General features: G+C 49.7%; 23 protein-coding genes. 9 read left to right on the plus strand and 14 right to left on the minus strand.

Annotated features, from left to right (window positions below):
• Positions 1 to 131: 131 nt before the first annotated feature.
• Together QGP82_RS26265 and vapC are read left to right on the plus strand one after the other, a co-directional pair.
• Complete coding sequence (locus tag QGP82_RS26265; RefSeq protein ID WP_499061496.1) at positions 132 to 326, plus strand: type II toxin-antitoxin system VapB family antitoxin; 195 nt, start codon at positions 132 to 134, stop codon at positions 324 to 326.
• Positions 323 to 724 (plus strand): type II toxin-antitoxin system VapC family toxin, encoded by a 402-nt coding sequence (vapC, locus tag QGP82_RS26270; RefSeq protein WP_499061497.1) that lies wholly within the window; start codon positions 323 to 325, stop codon positions 722 to 724. The genes QGP82_RS26265 and vapC overlap by 4 nt, the downstream gene beginning before the upstream one ends.
• A 12-nt stretch (positions 725 to 736) precedes the next feature.
• On the opposite strand, the gene QGP82_RS26275 is transcribed toward vapC, so the two are convergent.
• The 3 genes from QGP82_RS26275 to hisI form a co-directional block, all read right to left on the minus strand.
• On the minus strand, positions 737 to 1,645 hold the full coding sequence (locus QGP82_RS26275) for a M23 family metallopeptidase (RefSeq protein ID WP_499061498.1): 909 nt from the start codon (positions 1,643 to 1,645) through the stop codon (positions 737 to 739).
• Between the two features lie 351 nt (positions 1,646 to 1,996).
• Positions 1,997 to 2,929 (minus strand): RuBisCO small subunit-like domain-containing protein, encoded by a 933-nt coding sequence (locus tag QGP82_RS26280; protein WP_499061499.1) that lies wholly within the window; start codon positions 2,927 to 2,929, stop codon positions 1,997 to 1,999.
• Between the two features lie 30 nt (positions 2,930 to 2,959).
• Positions 2,960 to 3,445, minus strand: coding sequence for a phosphoribosyl-AMP cyclohydrolase (hisI, locus tag QGP82_RS26285; protein ID WP_499061500.1), 486 nt, complete (start codon positions 3,443 to 3,445; stop codon positions 2,960 to 2,962).
• A 222-nt stretch (positions 3,446 to 3,667) separates the two neighbouring features.
• On the opposite strand from hisI, the gene QGP82_RS26290 reads away from it, so the two are divergent.
• Positions 3,668 to 4,414, plus strand: coding sequence for a PEP-CTERM sorting domain-containing protein (locus tag QGP82_RS26290; protein ID WP_499061501.1), 747 nt, complete (start codon positions 3,668 to 3,670; stop codon positions 4,412 to 4,414).
• 182 nt (positions 4,415 to 4,596) lie between these two features.
• Here QGP82_RS26290 and QGP82_RS26295 read toward each other — a convergent pair whose 3' ends face one another.
• From QGP82_RS26295 to QGP82_RS26315, 5 genes are all read right to left on the minus strand, one after another.
• Complete coding sequence (locus QGP82_RS26295; protein ID WP_499061502.1) at positions 4,597 to 5,160, minus strand: Uma2 family endonuclease; 564 nt, start codon at positions 5,158 to 5,160, stop codon at positions 4,597 to 4,599.
• Positions 5,161 to 5,269: 109 nt separating this feature from the next.
• Positions 5,270 to 6,907, minus strand: coding sequence for a nucleoside recognition domain-containing protein (locus tag QGP82_RS26300; protein ID WP_499061503.1), 1,638 nt, complete (start codon positions 6,905 to 6,907; stop codon positions 5,270 to 5,272).
• A gap of 173 nt (positions 6,908 to 7,080) precedes the next feature.
• Complete coding sequence (locus QGP82_RS26305; RefSeq protein ID WP_499061504.1) at positions 7,081 to 8,205, minus strand: NAD(P)/FAD-dependent oxidoreductase; 1,125 nt, start codon at positions 8,203 to 8,205, stop codon at positions 7,081 to 7,083.
• A gap of 150 nt (positions 8,206 to 8,355) precedes the next feature.
• Positions 8,356 to 9,969, minus strand: coding sequence for an FAD/NAD(P)-binding protein (locus QGP82_RS26310; RefSeq protein WP_499061505.1), 1,614 nt, complete (start codon positions 9,967 to 9,969; stop codon positions 8,356 to 8,358).
• A 277-nt stretch (positions 9,970 to 10,246) separates the two neighbouring features.
• Positions 10,247 to 11,038: a hypothetical protein gene (locus QGP82_RS26315; RefSeq protein ID WP_499061506.1), complete on the minus strand. Its 792-nt coding sequence runs from the start codon at positions 11,036 to 11,038 to the stop codon at positions 10,247 to 10,249.
• A 363-nt stretch (positions 11,039 to 11,401) separates the two neighbouring features.
• Between QGP82_RS26315 and QGP82_RS26320 the strand changes: the two genes are divergently transcribed.
• On the plus strand, positions 11,402 to 11,794 hold the full coding sequence (locus QGP82_RS26320) for a GFA family protein (RefSeq protein WP_499061507.1): 393 nt from the start codon (positions 11,402 to 11,404) through the stop codon (positions 11,792 to 11,794).
• Positions 11,795 to 11,850: 56 nt separating this feature from the next.
• On the opposite strand, the gene QGP82_RS26325 is transcribed toward QGP82_RS26320, so the two are convergent.
• The 3 genes from QGP82_RS26325 to thrS all read right to left on the minus strand — a co-directional run bounded on the left by QGP82_RS26325 (position 11,851) and on the right by thrS (position 14,241).
• A complete protein-coding gene (locus tag QGP82_RS26325) occupies positions 11,851 to 12,108 on the minus strand; it encodes a hypothetical protein (protein WP_163659541.1) in 258 nt (85 codons plus the stop codon).
• Positions 12,105 to 12,296, minus strand: coding sequence for a hypothetical protein (locus tag QGP82_RS26330; RefSeq protein ID WP_499061509.1), 192 nt, complete (start codon positions 12,294 to 12,296; stop codon positions 12,105 to 12,107). The genes QGP82_RS26325 and QGP82_RS26330 overlap by 4 nt, the downstream gene beginning before the upstream one ends.
• A gap of 79 nt (positions 12,297 to 12,375) precedes the next feature.
• A complete protein-coding gene (thrS, locus tag QGP82_RS26335; RefSeq protein ID WP_499061510.1) occupies positions 12,376 to 14,241 on the minus strand; it encodes a threonine--tRNA ligase in 1,866 nt (621 codons plus the stop codon).
• A gap of 919 nt (positions 14,242 to 15,160) precedes the next feature.
• Here thrS and QGP82_RS26340 point away from each other — a divergent pair.
• A complete protein-coding gene (locus QGP82_RS26340) occupies positions 15,161 to 15,823 on the plus strand; it encodes a hypothetical protein (protein ID WP_163659535.1) in 663 nt (220 codons plus the stop codon).
• 187 nt (positions 15,824 to 16,010) lie between these two features.
• On the opposite strand, the gene QGP82_RS26345 is transcribed toward QGP82_RS26340, so the two are convergent.
• On the minus strand, positions 16,011 to 16,604 hold the full coding sequence (locus QGP82_RS26345) for a TetR/AcrR family transcriptional regulator (protein ID WP_163699109.1): 594 nt from the start codon (positions 16,602 to 16,604) through the stop codon (positions 16,011 to 16,013).
• Positions 16,605 to 16,703: 99 nt separating this feature from the next.
• Here QGP82_RS26345 and QGP82_RS26350 point away from each other — a divergent pair, with 99 nt between their 5' ends.
• The 4 genes from QGP82_RS26350 to QGP82_RS26365 all read left to right on the plus strand — a co-directional run bounded on the left by QGP82_RS26350 (position 16,704) and on the right by QGP82_RS26365 (position 19,069).
• Positions 16,704 to 17,390, plus strand: coding sequence for a DJ-1/PfpI family protein (locus QGP82_RS26350; protein WP_163659531.1), 687 nt, complete (start codon positions 16,704 to 16,706; stop codon positions 17,388 to 17,390).
• Positions 17,387 to 17,773, plus strand: coding sequence for a YybH family protein (locus QGP82_RS26355; RefSeq protein ID WP_499061511.1), 387 nt, complete (start codon positions 17,387 to 17,389; stop codon positions 17,771 to 17,773). The genes QGP82_RS26350 and QGP82_RS26355 overlap by 4 nt, the downstream gene beginning before the upstream one ends.
• A 407-nt stretch (positions 17,774 to 18,180) precedes the next feature.
• The gene (locus tag QGP82_RS26360) at positions 18,181 to 18,504 is read left to right on the plus strand and encodes a hypothetical protein (protein WP_499061512.1); all 324 of its coding nucleotides are present in this window, start codon (positions 18,181 to 18,183) and stop codon (positions 18,502 to 18,504) included.
• A 115-nt stretch (positions 18,505 to 18,619) separates the two neighbouring features.
• The gene (locus QGP82_RS26365; protein WP_499061513.1) at positions 18,620 to 19,069 is read left to right on the plus strand and encodes a hypothetical protein; all 450 of its coding nucleotides are present in this window, start codon (positions 18,620 to 18,622) and stop codon (positions 19,067 to 19,069) included.
• 465 nt (positions 19,070 to 19,534) lie between these two features.
• Here the strand turns inward: QGP82_RS26365 and QGP82_RS26370 are convergent, their stop codons facing one another.
• The gene (locus QGP82_RS26370; RefSeq protein WP_499061514.1) at positions 19,535 to 20,176 is read right to left on the minus strand and encodes a Uma2 family endonuclease; all 642 of its coding nucleotides are present in this window, start codon (positions 20,174 to 20,176) and stop codon (positions 19,535 to 19,537) included.
• Positions 20,177 to 20,335: 159 nt separating this feature from the next.
• The gene (locus QGP82_RS26375; protein WP_163659525.1) at positions 20,336 to 20,725 is read right to left on the minus strand and encodes a Fur family transcriptional regulator; all 390 of its coding nucleotides are present in this window, start codon (positions 20,723 to 20,725) and stop codon (positions 20,336 to 20,338) included.
• Positions 20,726 to 20,782 lie beyond the last annotated feature (57 nt).

The raw sequence follows: 20,782 nt of genomic DNA on the forward strand, positions 1-20,782 counted from the left end.
ATGGTTACGCTTGATCATCATAGTTACTTGGTTATAATGCAGATGAACTATCACTGTAGTTGATAGCTATTTGTAGCAATGATTTATAGCCTAATACTCAAACAACCTAAAGCTAATCTATTAAGAAAATCATGAAAACCAGCGTTGAAATAGACGAAGCCTTAATCGCCGATGCATTACAAACTACTGGTCTAACCGCTACCGATCAAGTCATCGAATTAGCCCTAAAAATGCTGATACAACTCAAAAAACAAGAAAAAATCAAAGCCTTTCGAGGCAAGTTACCTTGGGAAGGTGACCTCAATCGGATGAGAACAGACACATGATTCTAGTCGATTCCAGCGTTTGGATTGATTACTTTAATGGTCAAGATACCCCTGCTGTCGAACGACTAGATCAACTTTTAGGCATACAGCCGCTGGCCATTGGCGACATTATTTTGACAGAAGTCTTGCAAGGTTTTCGCCAGGATAAAGACTATGCAACAGCTAAAAACCTCCTATTATCATTGACCGTATTTCAACTCACGAATACCCACTTAGCAATAAGAAGTGCCGATAATTTTCGCACCCTAAGAAAGCAAGGCATCACCATTCGAAAAACAATCGACGTGATTATTGCCACGTTCTGTATTGAAGAGAAACATTCTTTATTATTCTCAGATCGAGACTTTCTCCCCTTTGTGAAGCATCTTGGTCTCGATAATATTATTACGCCAGAGTAAAGCTCATAAAGACTACTCAACACCTTCAAAACGCCAGGGAACCGGATCCACGGCCACCCCATTCACATAAAGGCCCCAATGCAGGTGCGGGCCAGTTGATGCCCCCGTTGACCCCACGCCGCCGATCACCTGTCCAGCGGTGACAAAGTCTCCTTCAGCAACGTCTATGCGGCTCAGGTGAATCATAATACTCAACACACCCTGACCGTGGTCAATACCGATGGTGTTGCCGTGCAGTTCAAAACCATCAACCACTCGCCCCACTAGCCGGATGGTGCCCGCCGCTGGAGAAACAACTGGTGAGCCGGTAGCAGCAGCATAGTCCACACCTCGGTGGTAATAGTTTTCGGCGAACTCGCCGTTGTAATATCGCCGGACGCCAAATACAGTACTGACGTAGCCCTGGCTAGGACGAACTAGAGTCCCTTGCCAGTGACGCTCTGACGTGACAATGCGCTTAAATTCGGCAACGCGGTCAAATTCGTGATCGGTCCCCAGGTCGGTGCTACCCGCCGGAAGCCAAATGCGCTGGGTGGCAAAGGAGCGACCCGCCAGGTTTACCGTTAGGCGGCGCGATGAGCCTGCCGCAGAAACATCCAACGTCAGACGTCCGGGAGTATCCAGCGGACTGGTGGGAATAAAGGCTCGGTAGCGATTGCCGGATACCAGAAAACTGGGATAATCAGTGCCATTGACCGAAACAACCGGGGCAGTACTAGCCGCTGAAGCGCCGGAGATCACTACTGAGATAGTATCGCCCAGCCTTGGGTTCGTTGGCGAGAGGGTAACATCGTAAGCATGGGCCGCAGGACTCCAAAGGCTACCGCTGGCGGCTGTGCCGATCATAACCCCTGTCATCGCGAGAAAAGCGCGACGCCCCAGGCGGGAGGTAATGACAGGACTAATTTTGGGCGGCTTCATAGCTGTTGTGATTGGGATGGATAACAAATTTACCAGTTTCTTGATCCGAGTATGAGAAAATCTGTAAGGCTTATTACTTCGTTCATACTTAATCGAGATATGATCGGAGGGAACCAAAACCGGTTGCTTGGGGTCCCTCCGAGTTCCCCAAACCCCTATGGCTAGGGCCAGGAGGCCGCCCTAGGACCCATCCTACTGGGTTGTCCTCAATTGCATTAAAGTAGGGGTTACGGCGGGGTCGATTAATCAGGTTATCGCATTGTTGTTTGGCACGACATTGTTGGAATATCCGTATCCATCGGGATTTCAAAATTCGCATCCCTTACTGGCCAATGATTTAACCTTTGATGCTTACTCTGGCTTTTGAATTATTTTCTCTAGCTGACGCTGTTTTGCCCTAGGGTCAATGCTCAACAATCTTACATAGTCACCAGGATGACTGGCCAAAAACTGTTCCACCTGGGTTCGCACCTGAGCCTCATGGGCACTGGTAATTGTCGGGCCACTCTGCCAAGAACCCACGTTGAATCGTCTTGCATCGGCAAATTCCAGGCCAATGCGGTGGCCTTGGTGGAGTTGTTGCCGGATGATGTCTATGATGTCTGTCTGTAACGGAGCCGCCTTGCCATTTTGCGGCATCGATCGAGAGCCATTACCGGAGACCGCATTCTGAAAAGGGGTGACGCAGGCGATATCGTTTGCACAGCGATATCCGGCCCGTAAGGCTTGATTGATTTCGACCACATGGTGAGAGAAGCTGCGATCGCTATCGTTAGCATCCGGCAACCGGTCAGCAGCTTGCTGTGTGGTAATCACCGCTCCTGAAGGCACATACTTACCGGCGGGAATCTCCACATCCTGGATCAGGGCATGCATCATAACAATGCAGCCGTGGCCCACCTGGGCATTAAACACCGTCGAGCGAAAGCCAATAAAACACTCGTTGCCAACGTAAGCGGGACCATGGATCAACGCCATGTGGGTAATGCAGGTATCATGGCCAATCCATACCGAGTAGGCTTGCTGGTCATCCCCTAAAATGCGTCCCTGCTCTAACCCATGGATAACCACCCCATCCTGAATATTGGTATTCGCACCAATGTAAAAGGGAGCCCCTTCATCCGCACGAATAGAGGTATTGGGGGCGACCATTACATTTTCACCCAGTTGCACATCTCCAATCAGACTGCACTGAGGATGGACATAGGCAGATGCAGCAATATCAGGTTGATCCAGATCGCTATCCCAGGGAGTGGGTGGAGCGGGTTGGTGACGCAGCGGCATGGTACTGTCCTCAGTTTACTGTCCTTCAGTTTAAAGTTGAGTGGGATTAGACGCATCCCCATAGACGGCGACGGGGTTAAACGTTTTGGAGGTTTCTGTAAAGGTGAGAGTAACGGGACCATTGGCCGCTAGATCGCCCTCGCCAAGAGAAATTTCGCGGTAAAAGCAAGAGCGATAGCCCACATGGCAACTGGCCCCTGAACCGGCCACTTTGACCTTCATCCATAGGCAATCTTGATCATCGTCAATCAACAATTGCTGCACATTTTGCACCAAACCACTGGTGGCTCCCTTGTGCCAGAGCCGCTGACGGCTGCGGCTGTAGTAGTGAGCTTCACCTGTTTCCAGGGTTTTTAACAATGCGGCTTCGTTCATGTAGGCGTGCATCAAAACCTCCCCGGTGTCAGCATCTGTGGTGACAACGGGGATAAGCCCATGGGCGTCAAACTTAGGAGCCAGGAGCCCCCCCTCTTCGACAGCTTCAACCGAGGTACGGGCAACAAATGGAGATGACATAGGACAGAGAGTAACAATGACAAATCGGGTCTAGAGCAAATAGGTTGCCTCAGTTGAGCCTGAGGGCGTTGATTGGCCGTTGATTTAGGAACTGCGGAAGCCTCTTTCTCGGTCTGCTTTACATTCGTAGACACCAACTTTACAAAGAGTTCACATCCACCTCTGTATATTCGCATATTGTGAGAATGATAATCATTCTAATTAGAGATTGAGGTTTTCTCGATGTCCAGTTTTGGCAAGTCAATCGTTTCCCTTACCGGCAAGCTAGGTGGTGCGATTGCAATCGGCACGGCCCTTAGTCTAGGTACCCTGGCTCCAGCTCAGGCGGTCACCTTTCGCCTTTCATGGACGGGGCAAATTCTGGGTTATGGCGCTGAGGGGCAATTTAGCTACGACGATGCCCAAACCTATGAAGACGGAATTGTGCGAGGTGACGATTTAGAGGCATTTGACATCGCCTTCTATGATCCCCAAGGCAATCTGATTCAAGCGTTTGAGGATAATCACCTCACCTATTCGGGGTTCAACTTTAATTTCGATACCCAAACGGGTGAAATTTTGCAAGATGGCTTTTTTAATGAGCCAAATGGCATTGATATTGGAGAATACACCGTCCTATTTGATGAAGCAGGGGAGGCCATCGGGGCAACGGGGCTAAACTTCTGGTCGGCGGCTCCGGCTCCGGATGGAGAACCCGTCCCCCATGTTCACCTGACTGATTTTGGCGATGAATTTCCTGATCTGCCGATAGGCTTTGGCACTCACCTCGATGTGGCTTTCTTTACCCGTACGCGGGCACAGCTTCTGGATGATCCGGGAGCAGGCGAACAACTCGGTCAACGGATGATTGCCACCCAGGTGCCTGAACCAGGTGCATTAGTCGGAATGGGTGCGATCGCACTGCTGGCTCGCCGTTTGCAGCGCTCTAGGGGGCAAGCCAAGTCTGTATGGAGACCGCTGAATTATTAACGATTGACGGCGCTGAGAGGGTTAAAACGTAGAGCTAATGGCTAGCTGGCATTAGCTCTTATCTGGCTAGCCAGCCGCCTATCCAAGCTAGCAGCATTGAAAACGCGATCGCGGAATCACGACTGATGATAGCGAGCAGGCATTTTATTGAGATGATCGGCAGACAGATAGTGTTCTCAGTTTTACTCTATTAACCAGTTAAACAGCTCTTTTACTGTGAGGTTAAAGTTTCTAGCAAATTCCGGTACTGGCAACTGCATTTCTGGTTCGTCACAAACCACAGTCGGCTGATCCGGTCGATGAACCAAAACGGATTGTTCATCTGAATCAATCAACCACCCCATCTGAGTGCCATGGTTCAGGCAGTGCAGAATATTTTTAGTGACTTTAGTTTGGCTCTGATTCGGTGAAAGAATTTCGATTGTCCAATCTGGAGCAATTGCAAAAACGTTGGCCACCCCGCCATTTTCCTTGCGTGGAATTCTAGCCCATAGGAATACAGCAATATCGGGTACACTGGAGCGTCCACCAAAAGTACAGCGTAATTCTGTGAAAGCGCGGGCAATTTGCTGGGGTTTGACGGCCAAATTAATGGCGGGCGCTAATTCAGTTTGAATGACGCTATGCTCTCCTTGTGGCATTGGTTTTTGGATGATCAGTCCATCAATGTACTCGCTAGCCGGTTCTGTTTCTGGTAACTGTAGAAATTCTTCGAGCGTCAGCGTTTTAGAAGGAGTTTGTACCATTTTCAGATTCCCATAAGAGGAGTACGAGGACTACGCTACCGTTCCTCTACTTGCCATTTTACTAATACATTAAGCTGTTGTCGCAGTCTAAACACTGCATTGGTTTTGGTCACCCCCAGCGGCCTACCCAGGCCAGCAGCATTGAAAACGAGATCGCGGCGATCGCCTGCCGAGCCATCAGCCTTACCGCAAACTGTACTGACTGTTCGCGGGCGATGGTGAGTGCGGTGACCAGGCAGGGCAGCAACACTCCAGCCAGGTACACGCCCGTCAAGATTTGCAGGGGTGTGAATACGGCCAAGGTGCCCGGTTCGGCAAAAAGTAACAATCCGTCTTTGCGAATTGAGGCCAAAATAACGGGTACAGCCGCCTCTGGGGGCAGATTAAACAACCCCATTAGGGGATTAATCCAGTCAGCCAGAAGGGTGATCAGGCCCAGACTGTCCAGCACCGAAGCGATCACTGTAATCACCAAAAAGATGGGAATCGCATTGGTGAAAAACTGGTGGAGGGTGCCCTGGGTTTCATGCCAGATGGCAGACCAACGGGGCATTTCTAAAAAGGTGCGCTGTTCGATCATCAGTGTATTGTGGACCGAGCGGGCGGCTTTGGGCGCAATCAGACGGGTATAGATCAGGGTGGTCAGGGTTAAATAGCCCAGATAGGGCACCACTAAACCGGGCAAATTGGCTGCGCTGAACACACCCAGGGTGGCTCCAAACTGGTAGGAACAGGCCGCACCAAATGCGATCGCACTCACACAAGTCTGCCGAGAACAGCTGGAACAGGCACGAGTACTGATCACGGCGGGCACATTGCAGCCAAATCCCATAATCACCCGTACCAAATCTCGCCCGGATAGGCCAAACGGTCGCAGGAGTGGGTGCAGCGCTACGGTAATGCGTTCCACTAACCCACTTGCTTTATACGCGCCTAAAAACAGAGCGTACAGAATCACCGTAGGCACCGCCCAGACAAATAACAGCGGCCCCATGGTGACCAGGCCATAGCGGCCAATCAAAATCTCTTGTAGCAGTGATGGTGTTTGAGACAGAACCGTAATCAGAGGATCTAATCCAGCCTGTACAAGGGAGTCCAGCACCCCCGCCACCCCATTGGCCACACCAACGGCGAGAACGGCAGGCAACAACAACAAGAGCACAGCCAACAACCAGCCCCAGCGCCGATGTTCTAGCCAGGTAGGATGGGGTTCAATGTACCAACCCGCTGGGATCGGGTGCCACTGTTGGGGAAAAACGGTCGGTGTCTGGAGTGCCCCTAGAATCTGTTGACGCTGATCCGAACTTAAATGGCGAGCATCCACCGGAATAAATCTCACCTGGGCAGCTTGTTCCCAACGTTTCACCACCTGCTGGGTAAACTCAGAGGCCATGACCTTATCCCAGAAGGTGACCACTACCAACCCTTGCTTCCCGGCAACTAACGGTAGTAGGTCCGCCAGGTCATCATCGATATGTGTGGCTTTGACCAACAACACAATGGTGTCATGGGCCTGGAGTTGGGCCAGGGCCGTTCGGGTGGTGTCGGTGTCGGCATGAAAGAGAATGCCTGGGGTGTCGATCAAGAGAGCATCGCCTAACCGATAGCGATCGCAGGCAATGGTTGAACCCTGAATATTGGTACTGGTGGGGCATTGGCCGGTGAGGGCCGCCGCTAGGGCAGATTTGCCGGTACTTTCTTTGCCGATGAGGACGATGGTGCGTTGGGCAGGCAAGGTGTTGGGCATGGGGAGTGGGAAGGGGTGAGTAGATGGGGGGATGGGGTACTTCCTGACACCTGACTTGGGCATGGAGAGAAGAGGAGAAGGGAGAGGAGAAAGGTGCAAGTTCTTAGTTCTTAGTCCTTAGTCCTTAGTTTTGAGTTGGTAGCTGAGGAGAAGAATTCAAAATTCAAAACTTGCTAACAAATGCAGTCGTTGTCGCAGCAGGAGAGATCGTCGAGAAAGAGTCCGGCCTGGCGGTAGGCATCGAGGGGGGTGGGGTCAATGCCGAGGCGCTGGGCGATCGCATTGGCGATGACGGCAAACCGCTGACGAAATTTATAAATAAAACAAAAAATCAGGTCGCCATGGCGGACGGAGGGACCGCTCACAAACAGACCTGGGGTAAGGGTAGATTCGTCATTTTCCGTGAGGGCTGCATAGCCTTTGGACCAGTCGAACAGTGGGGAAATCTGTTTCAAACTGGTGTCGAAACCGGTGCAGAGAATCGGGGGATGGGCCGTTACCCACTTCTGGTATTCGCTGTAGACCGCATAACCACCGGAAATGGGTTTGACCTCTTCAATGGGGGCGTTACCCACTAGGTCCAGGCGACCGGTGTTATAGACAAATTCCAGACGCTGCAGGGTGTAAGGCGATAGGGATACGCTGGGGTCGGTGTCGGGATTTGCCCAGGCTCCGGTGCGATCAAGCACGCCAACTTTCTTTCCTATGGCCACTAAATTGGCCGCTGCATCCATACCGCTTTCATAGCCGCCGATGATGATGAATTCATCCCCTTCTAAATCGGTCCACGACTGAATTTGACTATTGTGGACACAGTGCTCTGCCCCTGGGAAGGTATTGAGACGGGGATATTGATATTCTCCGGCGGCCCAAATGACAAACTGTGTGGATATTTCACCGCTGCTGGTGTGCAGGGTAAACCCTCCCTGGGGCAAATGTGTAACGCTCTGCACATCTACCTCGGTCTGAATCGGCAGCTCAAAGTGATCGGCAACGGTCTGCAAGTACAGTGCATACTGTTTGCCGCTAATGTGTTCGCGGCGAAATGCGATCGCAGGCGAAGTCTTCAATGTGACTGCATTCAGGTCGAGCAGCCCAAAGCCATGGCTGGGAAATGACGGGGTGATGAAGTTCATCTCCTCAGGCCAGCGGCTAAAGGAAGCGCCCACCTGGTGTCGGTCTAAAATTGTGAAGTGCTCTAGACCCAGCTCTTTGAGCACAACGCCACAACCAATACCGGCGGCTCCCGCGCCGACAATCACAACGTCATAGGACTGATCCGTTTGGGGATGGCTCACACTGGGTTACCCGAATTACTGAAGATACGAGAATGATAATCATTATCAAATTCTTTGTCTAGGGGCTGTCAGGTTACGGTTACACGGGCAGACCAATAACGTCTCAATGGGTATGGATCGAAACGACCAAAGGGAAAGGCTTCGAGGAGGTCAGACTGATGTTTCTTGCGACAGAGCCATCTGCTGAACCAGAGCCTTGGCAGTCTGAGCGGCTTGTCGATCAACTGAACTCAGCGATGTTCCTACGATTTGGTAACAGTTTGTAGTCGTCCCATACGCGTCGATCAGTGCCCCCGTGGTCGAGTTGACCGCTAGCTTACCACTGTCGTCGACTACCGCTGCACCCTGGGCAACAGCCAGACTATAAATCGGTGCAATCTGGCTATCGAAGCCGGTAGCTAAAATCACGGAGTTTGGCTGCCACTGCTTGCTGTCAGGCCATACAATCGTTGGCGTTTCGCAATGGTTCAAGAATGTGCCAGCTTGCAAAGACAAACGCCCAGCCTGCATCGCCGCTAGCATCAGCTCAGCACAAGCCCACGACTGGGTTGCAAACAGATGTTTCACACTGCTTAACAGTTGCCGCAATTTTACCCGCTCGTCGCTTGGCAGCAGGTCCTTCGTCTGACCGTAGAAAGACATTACTGGACGGGCTAAACGGGCTAGGGGGTGGGCTGGGGTTGCCTGTTGTAGGTAGTCAGCGAGAAAACAGCCATAATTCTCGATGTGTAGCATTGCCTCCCATCCCGGATAAGCGATATCACTCACTTGGTAGGCCGTGAGAAGTGACTGTCTCAGCAAGTATTGCGCCCACCGAGCTGTAGGATTGCGCTGCATCTGCTGCCGCGTCAGCCAGGGGCAAGTGTACGATACAGCAGGTTCTATCTGAGGCAGTCGGGCATAGCCTCGGCGGCTCACCAGACTGACTCGCTCTACTCCCAGGTTGTGCAGTGCATGCAAGGCCACCTCTATACCCGATGGTCCTGCACCTACTATCGTCAGATGGGCAGGCAACTCCGCCCCGTAGCGATCGCACGGATACGCCGCAAATACCTGTCCCTGCCACTCAGGGCGAATTGGTGCAAACCGATGGCCGATGGTACACACGAGCTGATTGACCTGATAAGACGCGGTTGCCGTCTGCACGTGAACCCTCTGTTCGGAAGGGACAAAGCTTTGTACCGCTTGAGGAATCGTCTGCACCATGATGTGGCTAGGCAGGTGGGCCACCAGCCTCCGAAACTGCTCGTCTAGATAGAGGCCGTAGGCTCCTCGGGGACTGGTTCCGTGAAGATCGTCCAGGTTATGGTCAGGATGACGCTGTTGTCCCTGCTCTGGAGCAAAATCAGGGTATAGCACCGCTAGCAGGTCACGATTGGCCTGCATCCAGTTGAAGTAGTTCGCTGTGTCGAAGCGCTGTTGGGCAAAGTCAAACCCGCGGACAGCACTGCCGCCGTTGAAGGTGAACAAGGCGGGCTGCATCGGGTCGTAAACCTGTCCGCCACCGATGAATGTTTGCTTATTTAGTGTCTTGAAATGAGCCAGCCGAGTTTTCTGAGCCTTGGTCAGATTAGCCTCTTGGTAGGTACGCTCTGGCTGAAAGAGAGATATCTGTATAGGCCTCTCTGTTTGGTCACGTAGTTGAGTGACTAAGTGACCGAGAATGGCAAACCCACTGATACCAGCACCTGCGATCGCAATTCGCCAAGGCTCAACCCAGCCAGTAATGCAATTGTCTTTATTGGTGGAAATTGTTAAAAACAACAGCCCCCCTACGGCTACTGCCTATACACATCTACGAGACTATTGAATTAAACCGAGAGTTATGGTCCTAAATAGCTTGATACCTCCTAAAGCTTTCTCAATAGAATTGATGATTGAGACTCAATTAGTAGCTTTAGTAAATATTTAAAACCCTTTAGAATCAATGGTTCTAGCGATATTCTCTGACTTATGTATACACGGTAGCCCAAACAGGTCGGGGGGGTAGAAACTAAGTTTTCGTAAACCTTTGCCGTAGCCACCTTGACGGCAAAGGTGTTTACAAGGCCAAACTTTTAGCGTGAACCCCTAACGGAAACAGCAAATATTCATTCCAACAGCGCCAGAGATAAGCCGTTATTGCCTTGCGACGCCCCAGCTCGCTTTCAAAAGCAAACGTAACTTCTGCTGAGCCTGGAATTAGCTGAGCCAGCGAATGGTCGCAGCCACAGCCGTGTTGAATCAACAGCCCCTGACGACTAGCACACGATTGCACTAGCATTTGCACTGCCGTTACATTCAGACTATGCAGGCAGGCGTCATAGGCCCGCTTCACTCCTTGCATATGAGGGTCGAAAAACATTGGACGAGCCTCGTGGATTGACGCTCGCTCAATTGGACACAGCAGCATCCAGTAGAAACAAGCTGGTAAAGCATAGCCTAACCGAGAGAAAACGTCCCGCACAAAAGCTACGACTCTTTCGGCCCCGTCAGTTGCTCTGGCTGTTTGCATTACCTGATTGAAGTCAGGGTAAGCCGTAGTCCTGAAGTCCTGACCGAAAAACTCTAAGGTTGACATAGCCCCTTGCCGGTAGAAGGCTTGGAAGTCAAACCCCTCCCGAAAGACCTCGGGACTGCGGTCCGTTGCCTTGGTTAGAAACAACCGCGCTAGCACTACTAGAAAATCCGGCTCAGGGTGACCCACCGCTACCTCGCGGTTGGCGATGCGCTGCCAGATTGGCGGTAGTTCTTCTAGGGAAACAACATCAGTGTCCGTTAAGAGAGCGCTGATTGAAAGCGGCTCTGAAACAGTGCCTGCTGAAGAAACGGTGGAATTTAGGATTGAAACCATGTCAATGACTGACTCCTCTATAGGTGCAAGGAAAAAATCCTAGACCTAAACAACTTTTCAGAGTTTACACGGCAATGATAATGATAATCATTTTTCCTGGGCGCTATATTTAGATGACCTTATGGAACTACAATCGCAGCACCTAAACAATTCTTTGCAATTGCGGCTCTGTCACAACGATTACAGCAAGGTATCAAAACTTGCTTCTCGATCTGAGACTAATGACCGAACAGGTACGCCGTTCAATCACATCGAAGTGTTCACCGATTGGGTGAATCTGTTCAGCATGGAATTTCCAAGAGCAACGTATTAGTGCTACTCGTTGTAACCATTCCGACTGCTTGATTTTAGAGGAGATGCAGCATGGATCGATTCACCGGCGGTTGCTTGTGCGGCAATGTCCGAATTGTGGCGACGGGACTCCCATACCGGGTTGGCCTTTGTCACTGCCTCGACTGCCGTAAGCATCATGGTGCCCTTTTTCACGCTTCTGCGGTGTTCCCGCAGAATGCGGTGACGATCACGGGCGAAACCCGCGACTACGTCGGGCGGTTTTTCTGCCCCCGCTGCGGATCGTCTGTTTACTCATGCACCGCAGACGAAATCGAAGTGAACTTAGGATCCCTGGACGCACCTGATCAACTTAGGCCCACTTACGAACTTTGGACAATCCGACGCGAATCTTGGTTACCCCCTTTTGCATTCACCAGACAATACGAGCGTGACCGTGAGTCCACGGGGCGCTCAGAGAAGTAGATGAGTGCTCCCGTGGCACACTCTGACCGTAGCTACGGTCAGAAACTACGGACGGGCTACTCAGTTTGAAATAGACGAATTAAATCATCTAGCTCAATATCATCTAACGCTTTGTGGATTTTGTACTGCTGGGCTGGCTGGCTCAAAATAGTAATGACGGTTTCAATTGGCGGACAGTCGGGTTCTTTGCACTGAAGTTGGCTCACCGAGATGCCAATATCCGGGTCGAGCTTCAGAAGGTCGTAAACCCAGGTCTTGATCTGTTGCAACGCGGCTAGATTAGGTTTTGGGCGAGACTGAGAAAACAGATTCATGATTCCACCTCAATAACGACGTTGCTGATGTGGGTAATCAAGGTGCGGCCATCAGCGGGCATGATTTTGACAAATCCGCTGGCAATGCAATATTCCACCGTCGATGATGCTAGCGTTTGGCTTGGAGAAATCAGCATCACCTTGACGTTTTCTAGACAATTGGTTGCGTAGTGCTGAACGATAGCCATGGACGTTTACCTCATTACTTGAACAACTTTGTGAAACCTCATCGGTTCACTTTGACGTTTGAGAAACTGAAAAGAATGACTAACAGATAGTCTTTTGCGCGATCGCATCTTGTAATTTCTCGATCACGTCTGGCACTGTCAGGGCTCCCAAATCACCACTCTGACGGGTGCGAACACCCAATGTCTGAGAATCCACTTCTCGCTGACCGATCACAGAAATAACCGGAATCTTCTCTAATTCTGCGGTGCGAATTTGTTTACCCAGACGCTCCCCGCTGGTATCTACCTCCACTCGGAAACCTTGTTGTTGCAATGTCTGGGCCACCTGATTGGCATAGTCTCGCTGAGCATCGCTCACCGGCAACAGTCGTACTTGCACCGGAGCCAGCCACAGGGGAAACATCCCCGCATAGTTCTCCACCAAAATGCCGAAGAATCGTTCCAGGGAGCCAAAAATAGCCCGGTGAATCATAATCGGACGCTGTCGAGAGCCATCCGCCGCGACGTACTGTAAGTCAAATCGCTCCGGCAGGTTAAAGTCTACTTGGATTGTGGAGCACTGCCATAGCCGACCAATAGCATCCTTGATCTTAATATCGATTTTGGGACCGTAGAAGGCACCCCCCCCCTCATCAATCACGTAGGCCCACTCTTTGATATCCAGTGCTTTTTTCAATGCTGAAGTGGCCAGTTCCCAAATGTCGTCGTTGCCCACAGACTTGGCCGGACGGGTGGAGAGATTCACCTCATAGTCGGTAAAGCCAAAGTCCGACAGAATTTGTTCTGTTAGGTTTAGCACCCCTAAAATCTCCTCTGTTACCTGCTCTGGCAAACAAAAAATGTGCGCATCATCCTGGGTAAAGCCGCGAACGCGCATCAGACCATGGAGCACCCCAGAGCGCTCATAGCGGTATACCGTACCCAGTTCGGCCCAGCGAATCGGCAACTCCCGGTAAGAATGGAGCTGATGCTGATAGGTGAGCACATGGAAGGGACAGTTCATGGGTTTGAGCTGATACTGTTGCGCTTCCACAGCCATCTGCTCAAACATATTCTCCTGGTAAAAGTCCAGGTGCCCGGAGGTTTGCCAGAGGTCGCGATTGGCAATGTGGGGGGTATAGAGCAATTCATATCCCCCCTGCAGGTGAGCCTGACGCCAGTAGTCTTCGATCAACAGGCGCATGCGGGCTCCTTTGGGATGCCAGAACACCAGTCCGCCTCCCGCCGCCTCTTGAATACTAAACAGATTTAATGTCTGTCCCAGTTTGCGATGGTCGCGGCGTTTGGCTTCCTCTTTCTGCGTCAGGTAGGCCTTTAATTGTTCTGGCGTTTCCCAGGCGGTGCCGTAAATGCGTTGGAGCTGCGGTTGAGTTTCGTCGCCCCGCCAGTAGGCTCCGGCTACACTTTCTAGGGCAAAGGCTTTAGGGTGTAGTTCGCCAGTGCGGCTCAGGTGAGGGCCTGCGCACAAATCCCACCAACAAGTCGCAGTATTAGCATCAGAGGTTTTCGTCGATGGTGAATCGAACAAGGACGGTTCTGCGGTGGCTGGCAGTGGGTCAGGACAACCGATGTAGTATCGGGTGATCGGTTCATCGGCGGGGATGCCATCCAGAATCTCTAGCTTATAGGGTTCGTTTAGTTGCTCAATCTCAGTGCGGATGTCATCCCGTTCTACCGTTTCACGAATGATCGGTAGATTTTGCCCAATGATGCGCCGCATTTTTTTTGTGATCTGCTTTAAATCCTCAGGCGTAAATGGGTCAGCCCGGTCAAAGTCGTAGTAAAACCCCGTATCTGTGCAGGGGCCAATGGTGACTTTTGTCTCTGGAAACAGGGTTTGCACCGCCATGGCTAATACATGGGCACAGGTGTGGCGCAGCCGCGCTAGCTGCTCTACATCACCGGGGCTGGTTGCGGACTGTGGACGGGAGACTTGACTGACCATGGAAAGTCAAAATTGGAATGATTATCATTCTCAATCTATCACAGCGATCAAGAATTGAGTGCTTTGGCAATGGGTGGGGTTTCTTACTTCTTATCCTTGGTTAGGAGCAGGAATTTAATAATGTGAATGTGTCGATTTCTCCCTTCCCAGGAGGCAGGGTCTTTCGTATTCATCAGAGAAAATCTGTAAGGCTTATAACTTCATTCATAATGTGATCGGAGGGAACCAAAACCGGTTGCTTGGGGTCCCTCCGAGTTCCCCTTCCCGGAAGTAATACAGCTATCCTAGCTAGGCAAACTGGGGTTTCCATGGCTAGGGCCGGGAGGCCGCCCTAGAACCCAGCCTACTGGGTTGTCCTCAATTGCATAAATAGGGGTTACGGTGGGGACTATTAATCAAATTATCGCATTGTTGTTTGGCACGATTTTGTTGGAAACTCTTTTTCATCGTAATTCCAAACGTTGGATACGGATATTCCGAAGGGTGGGCATGGCCCGCCTCCAAGTAGAGCATAGAGCATGTCTCTGATGAGATTGTTGCTGTACCATCGTTTGCTAGTGAGTTACAGCTGACGATTAAAGAGTCGTTGGGTTGGTTACTGGTATAAGACATGTGTAGTTGCCAGTAAGCTACATAACTTTTGGACCGAGCGATCGCACCCTCCTCAGACAGTGCGATCGCATCGCCTTAGCTAATCTTCACCTTTTTGGTCAAAATCGCCTCTCGTAGGAAGATTCTGACAGGAGAGCTGCCCTAGCTAATCCAAATTATTTGGGTACATCAGGAAATAGGTAACTGCGGTCTGGATCTCTAGCAAGTAGGCCGACAACAGCAGTTAAGCAAATTTCTCAACTGCTGTTGTCGTCGTGTCCAATCGCTCGTCAATAAGAGCAACGACAGACAGTTAGAGGCTAAAACGATGCAAATGACCTATCTAAGACGTTGGATTCTGAGCAATGTTCTAGGGTTTGTGCTGTCGTTGCTGTCAATCTTTACAATGAAGCTATTAGGCCCCACAGGAAACGGACTGTCCGCAGCTGGATGGGGATTGGGGTTATTTTTAGGGGGGATACAAGCATCTGTCCTTAGGCAGCGTTTACCCCAGTTAAAAATCTGGCACTGGATAGTCGCCACAGGTTTAGGGACCTATGTCGGCTCGGCCCTTGCGGCCTTTAGTAATCTCTTGCAGGCCATGACTGGTCAGGGAATTCTCTTTATTGCGTTGAAGTTTTTTCCCTCCTCTGTAGATTCAATGCCATCTTCACTGATGTGGGGGATCTTGCTTATCGGCCATGGAATTTCTGTAGGTATATCCGTTGGGATTGCTCAAGTTTTAGTTTTACGCCAGCATACCCCGAACTGGCGGCTATGGTGGACTATGGGGGTACTTGGTTACACTCTAGGTGGAGCAATTGCCTTTTATGGTGTCTGGTCTATCGCAGGATCGTTTTTGGATATTTCTTGGGCTTCAATGGTCTTAGTTATTAGGGGACTCTGTCTTGGCGCAGTGGGTGGCGTGCTTTATGGCAGCATCACAGCCATAGCCCTTAAGAGCATCAGACCTCGACAACACAATCTTTAACGAGTTATCTCAGTTTGAAGCGGCGGCATTTTCTCCTAATAGTTGTTGGATAGCTTAGGTGCAAAGGGTAAGTTTTTTCTAAGCAATGCAGTCTGAGGAGATCACAAAGATTATCCGCCACATCGGCTATATCACTCTGTTATCAAGGCACTGAGAGGATACTTCTGACCTGAAAATGCTCATTTCACTAGATAAATTCTGCAAGCTCAAGTGCTATTTGGTTTAATTTTTTCCGTGATAGCCCCATTCTTGCACGGACGGCCAAGGCGAACAACAAACTGCTAATGTGCCTGGCGATATTCTTGGGGTGTTGATCGAGAGCTGCTGCATCTTTGCTATATTCTGCGTTAATGATTTTTTCTATGGATGTCTCCATGCGTTTGGTGAAATCTCTCAACGTATCGCGAATCTCATCATATTGAGAACTTGCAGGTAGGGCAGTGCCAACAAGAAGGCAACCTACAGACGGACCGTCTGGAGTTGAATAAAACTTAGCCGCGGCAAGCAACATTTTCTGACAGGCTGCTTGAAGGGTTCCCGCACCTGAAAATTCCTTGACGATGTACTCATGAGCCTGAAGGGAATACTCCGCAACAACGCGAGTGAACAAGGCTTGTTTATCTCCGAACGCATTGTACAGACTCGGCTTTGACAGTCCCATAGCTTCTGAGATCGATTCATAGCTTGACGCCTCAAATCCTTCATTCAGAAACACTTTGGCGGCACGCTGTAGCACCTCCTCCTCGTTAAATTTTCTGGGTCGACCGGGTGACTTTTTCATGATTTTATTCTGTATCGTACAAAATTTTGACAACCTCGATTTAATTATGTACGATACCGTATATATTAGCTCTTAGCAAAAACATTGGAGCAAAAGATTATGGTTGAGAAAAAGAAGGTCGGGATTTATATCTTCCCGCACGTGACGATGATGGATGCTTATGGACCCTTGCAGTTTTTCGCAATGGTTGATGAGTTTGAGACGTTTACGTTTTCCAAGACATCCGAACCCGTGATGTCGGATGCCGGTGCACTCTTGACCCCTCACTATGGGTTTGAGGATTGTCCCAAAATAGATGTTCTGGTTGTTGCCGGTGGTGGTAATGTATTGCCTCAGTTGAAAGACCAAGCGGTAATCGATTTCCTTCGGGAAGTAGGAGAACAGGCAGAATATGTCACCTCTGTCTGTACCGGAGGGTTAATCTTGGCAGAAGCTGGGCTCCTTGATGGACACCGAGCAGTAACCCATTGGACCTATGCAGAGCTGCTTGACAGCTACCCTAACGTCACACGAGTGGATGAACGGGTATGCATCTCCGGTAACCGGATTACTGGAGGCGGCATTACAGCGGGAATCGATTTCGCTATTTCAGTGATTGCCAATGTCGTTGGCGAGCCTGCTGCCCATGTCATTCAGTTACTGTTCGAGTACCGTCCAGCTCCACCTTTCAATTCTGGTGGACCAGAGACGGCACCTCAATTCGCCGTAGATACCGTTCGCGGCAAAGTGGCAGAAATTGCTTCTGATCTTTGGGAGCACGTCAATAGCAAGGAAAGGGTGGCATGATGAGTGGTTGCGTTAAAACCGTTATCGAGCAGCGCAATGCTGAAATGATGGAAGCGTTTGCTCGGCAAGATATCTCAGTATTAAAGGCGATGTATGCATCGGACGCCGTGTTGGTCTTTTCGAATGTTCCTAAGTTAACTGGACAGGCTGCGATCGGTAAGACATTCAACAGGATGTTTGAGGATGGTCTGAAAAAGTTGACTCTATCGACAGAATCTTTCCATGACTTTGGAGATTATGCGTTGGAATTTGGAGCATATTCTCTCGAAATTGATAACAGTGTCGTAACGGATACCGGTAATTATCAAGTCCTTTGGCAAAAGGTCACAGGGACATGGTTGATGGTCCAGGATATGGTGAGCAGTTCTCAACCAAGCTTATAGTTACAGGCTGATTTCTGACAACAACCTGTTCGATGCTATATCCCATCACCTTCAAAGAGTGTCGATTGCTGTGCTATGGATAGCATCGTCAAATTAGTTGTCCGTCAAACAAAGTTAGCACCAAATGCTCTCTAACTACTCGACCACCTGGTTTAAGCGGTGATGAACATCTCGCCGCTTAAACCAGTCTAATGCTGCGAGCTAGCAATCCTTTGATCTTGATCTGCGTTTCTAGGAGTTCAAAAGCCTGCTAATCAAGGCTTTAATCCTGTCATATTCGAATACCCAGTAAAAAGTCATCAAATTTTTCTCATTAGCTTATGAATCTGTTGAAAGATCTCATTCAGTTTTGGAAAGCGATGGGCACGTTGCCTTGGACAATCCGAATATGGGCAATCCTCTATCCATTGCCACAAGTTCTCGGCGGCTTGTATTTCATTCGCGAAACACCTGGACTGGTGATTCTGCTCGGTCGGGTGTTGTCCTTTATTATTGGGAGTCAAGTTCATCGTCGCCGACCGTTCTCACAACTTATCGGTCCCATCGGGCATGCGCATTGGCTGCTAATACTCCCTTACTTATTTCATCTACTCACGACACAAATGTTGGATAGAGGTTTGTACTGGTTTATCATGTATGTGTGTGTACTCACTATGGTGAGTGCGGCCATTGATATCCCTATTGCTGTGAGGTATTTTCAACGCGGTGACTCGTTCTACAAACGAGACTAGAAAAATAGCCGTTCCAGACTGCACCTAACAAGCCTGTTGGAGCGGATTATTGAAAGATTACTGCGTTGTCAAATACTGACAACCGCTCAACAGAAACGTTAGCTATCCTTTGCATATGCTTACAGTTCTAGACGAAGCAGAAATGTGGCAACTCCACGCCGTGGTTTACCAGGATGACCTTCGTCTGATTCTCACAGAGATGTTCGTTGGCGAACCTGATGATGAACAAACCGATCCCAATCCGACAGTGCAGAAGCTTCTCCAAGGTAGTCGCCCGGTAGAAGTCAAAGATGAGAGCAGGATGATGTTGGTGAGATTTCCGCAGTCAATAGCATGGCAAGTTGTTGATGAATCCTATACCTCCTGGGACGACTACGAAGAGCGTGATGATACAGGAGTGATTCAGGCTCTTTCCCGATCCAAGTATTTAGACTACGTCAATGCTAATCATGGTTGGTACAAAGACATTATCGGTTCTGCAAAGCATTATCGAGTTTGGACGGGAGATGAAGTGATCGATGTGGTATCTTGCGAAAAGCCTGTTGTGGAACTGTGGGAGCCGTAATCCTAAGAAACGGACGCAAATAATCGGTGTCGCCAGCAAGTAAAATGGTACAGTAGGTTCGTAATTATGTAGGGGTCTGCTTTCTAACTACCCTGTGGAGAGGGACGCTCGACTCACGCTCACGGGTTGAGCTTTAAACAAATCTCTCACACCCCTGACCGTTCACCGTTAGCCGCACAGTTCCTGCACCTAGATCTACATCTCAACTGCGTTTCTAAGCTTTTGGCTGCTCCGCTTTTCAGTCTTGCGTTTCTATCGTTGAATTATTCGGTATAGCCACGATAAATCTTTAGGTTTCTATTGTTATGTGATTAGTGCTTGCTTTTAGTCAGTCTGCTATACTTCATAAGTGTCGGTTTAGTTCTGTGTTTTTACCACATATTGCACCTGACGCGTTGCATCCCCGACGGCGATGATCTTTTTTGCCTCTGCCGCGCAGATGAATGCAATAGTTATCAATATTCTCTAATCTTCTTTCCATAAAGCCTTGGCCGTTACTACAAGTTCAGGGACAACAGTAGACCTAATTTTGTTATCCCCGCGAAACTGTTGTGGCATACCAAATTCACCTGTCTCAGGGTCCATCGTGTAAACAGACACTGTAGATTGCTTCGGATGACCGATATACCGCATCCCCCCTAACGCGGCATAGTCAACGATCCAATACTCCTCAACACCAATAGATTCATACTCAGCCAGCTTAGTCAAATAGTCATCTCGCCAGTTTGTTGACACCACCTCAATCACTAAGGTTGGAGCAATATAAGCCATCGCTGAGCTGGACAGCCCCTTCATCCGTTCCCATTCAGCCTTGGCAAAAACAACAATATCACCACGTCTGGCAGTGTCTCGTCCATTCCGAGAACCAATAGAGATTAACTTGGAACGCTTAGGTATGAGGGGCAAATTTTTCTCTAAACAATGCAGCCTAAGCAAATCACAAAGATTATCCGCCACATCCTCATGATTAGCAGTGGGATCGCTCATCGGCATCGGCTCACCCTCAATTAATTCATATAGACGATCATCACCGCTATCCCACACAAGAAAATCTTGCAATGACAATGGTGATGGCGGCGAGGATATTAAATCAATTGCTTGGGTCATACTGCATCACCAAATGCTGTCCAAATTCAAGACAAAGACTCTCAAGTCTACCGTTCTTATCGGCTTTCCACTTAGAGCCTTTAGGGTGTGCACCTATCTTAGACTATTAACATGATTGTGATGCTTATCCCCTTTTTCTAGCCCGCTAAATCCAAAACCTCACCCACCTTGCACCGCACAGGGCTCACAAAGGCCAAAGAATTCCAGGGTGTGATAGTAGATTGTGAATGAGCTGGAATGCTGAAGAGAAAACTCCAGACCCTTCAAAGGGCACGTATTCAGAGGAAACGACTGTCCACAGTGCAAACAGGTCATGTAGTGATGATCCTGCTCCACCGCGTTGTAGAGTGTTTCCCCTGTCAGCGTTACCCGATGCTGCACCCTGCCCATGCGCTTTAGCGCATCAAGGGCTCGATATACCGTTGCCAAACCAATCCGCTGATGTTGCTTGATCAGCGTATATAGCGCCTGAGCCGAGATCGGTTCAGACTGTTGCCGCAGTAACTGGAGTACCGCTGTTTGAGCCCGAGTACAGTGAACCTGAGTCATGGAATTTTTAAGGATTATGATCGCGTCAATTTCGAAAAACTGATGTAATATACCTAG

The sequence above is a fragment of the Leptothoe sp. LEGE 181152 genome (assembly GCF_032906605.1).
GTDB lineage: Bacteria > Cyanobacteriota > Cyanobacteriia > Phormidesmidales > Phormidesmidaceae > Leptothoe > Leptothoe turfae.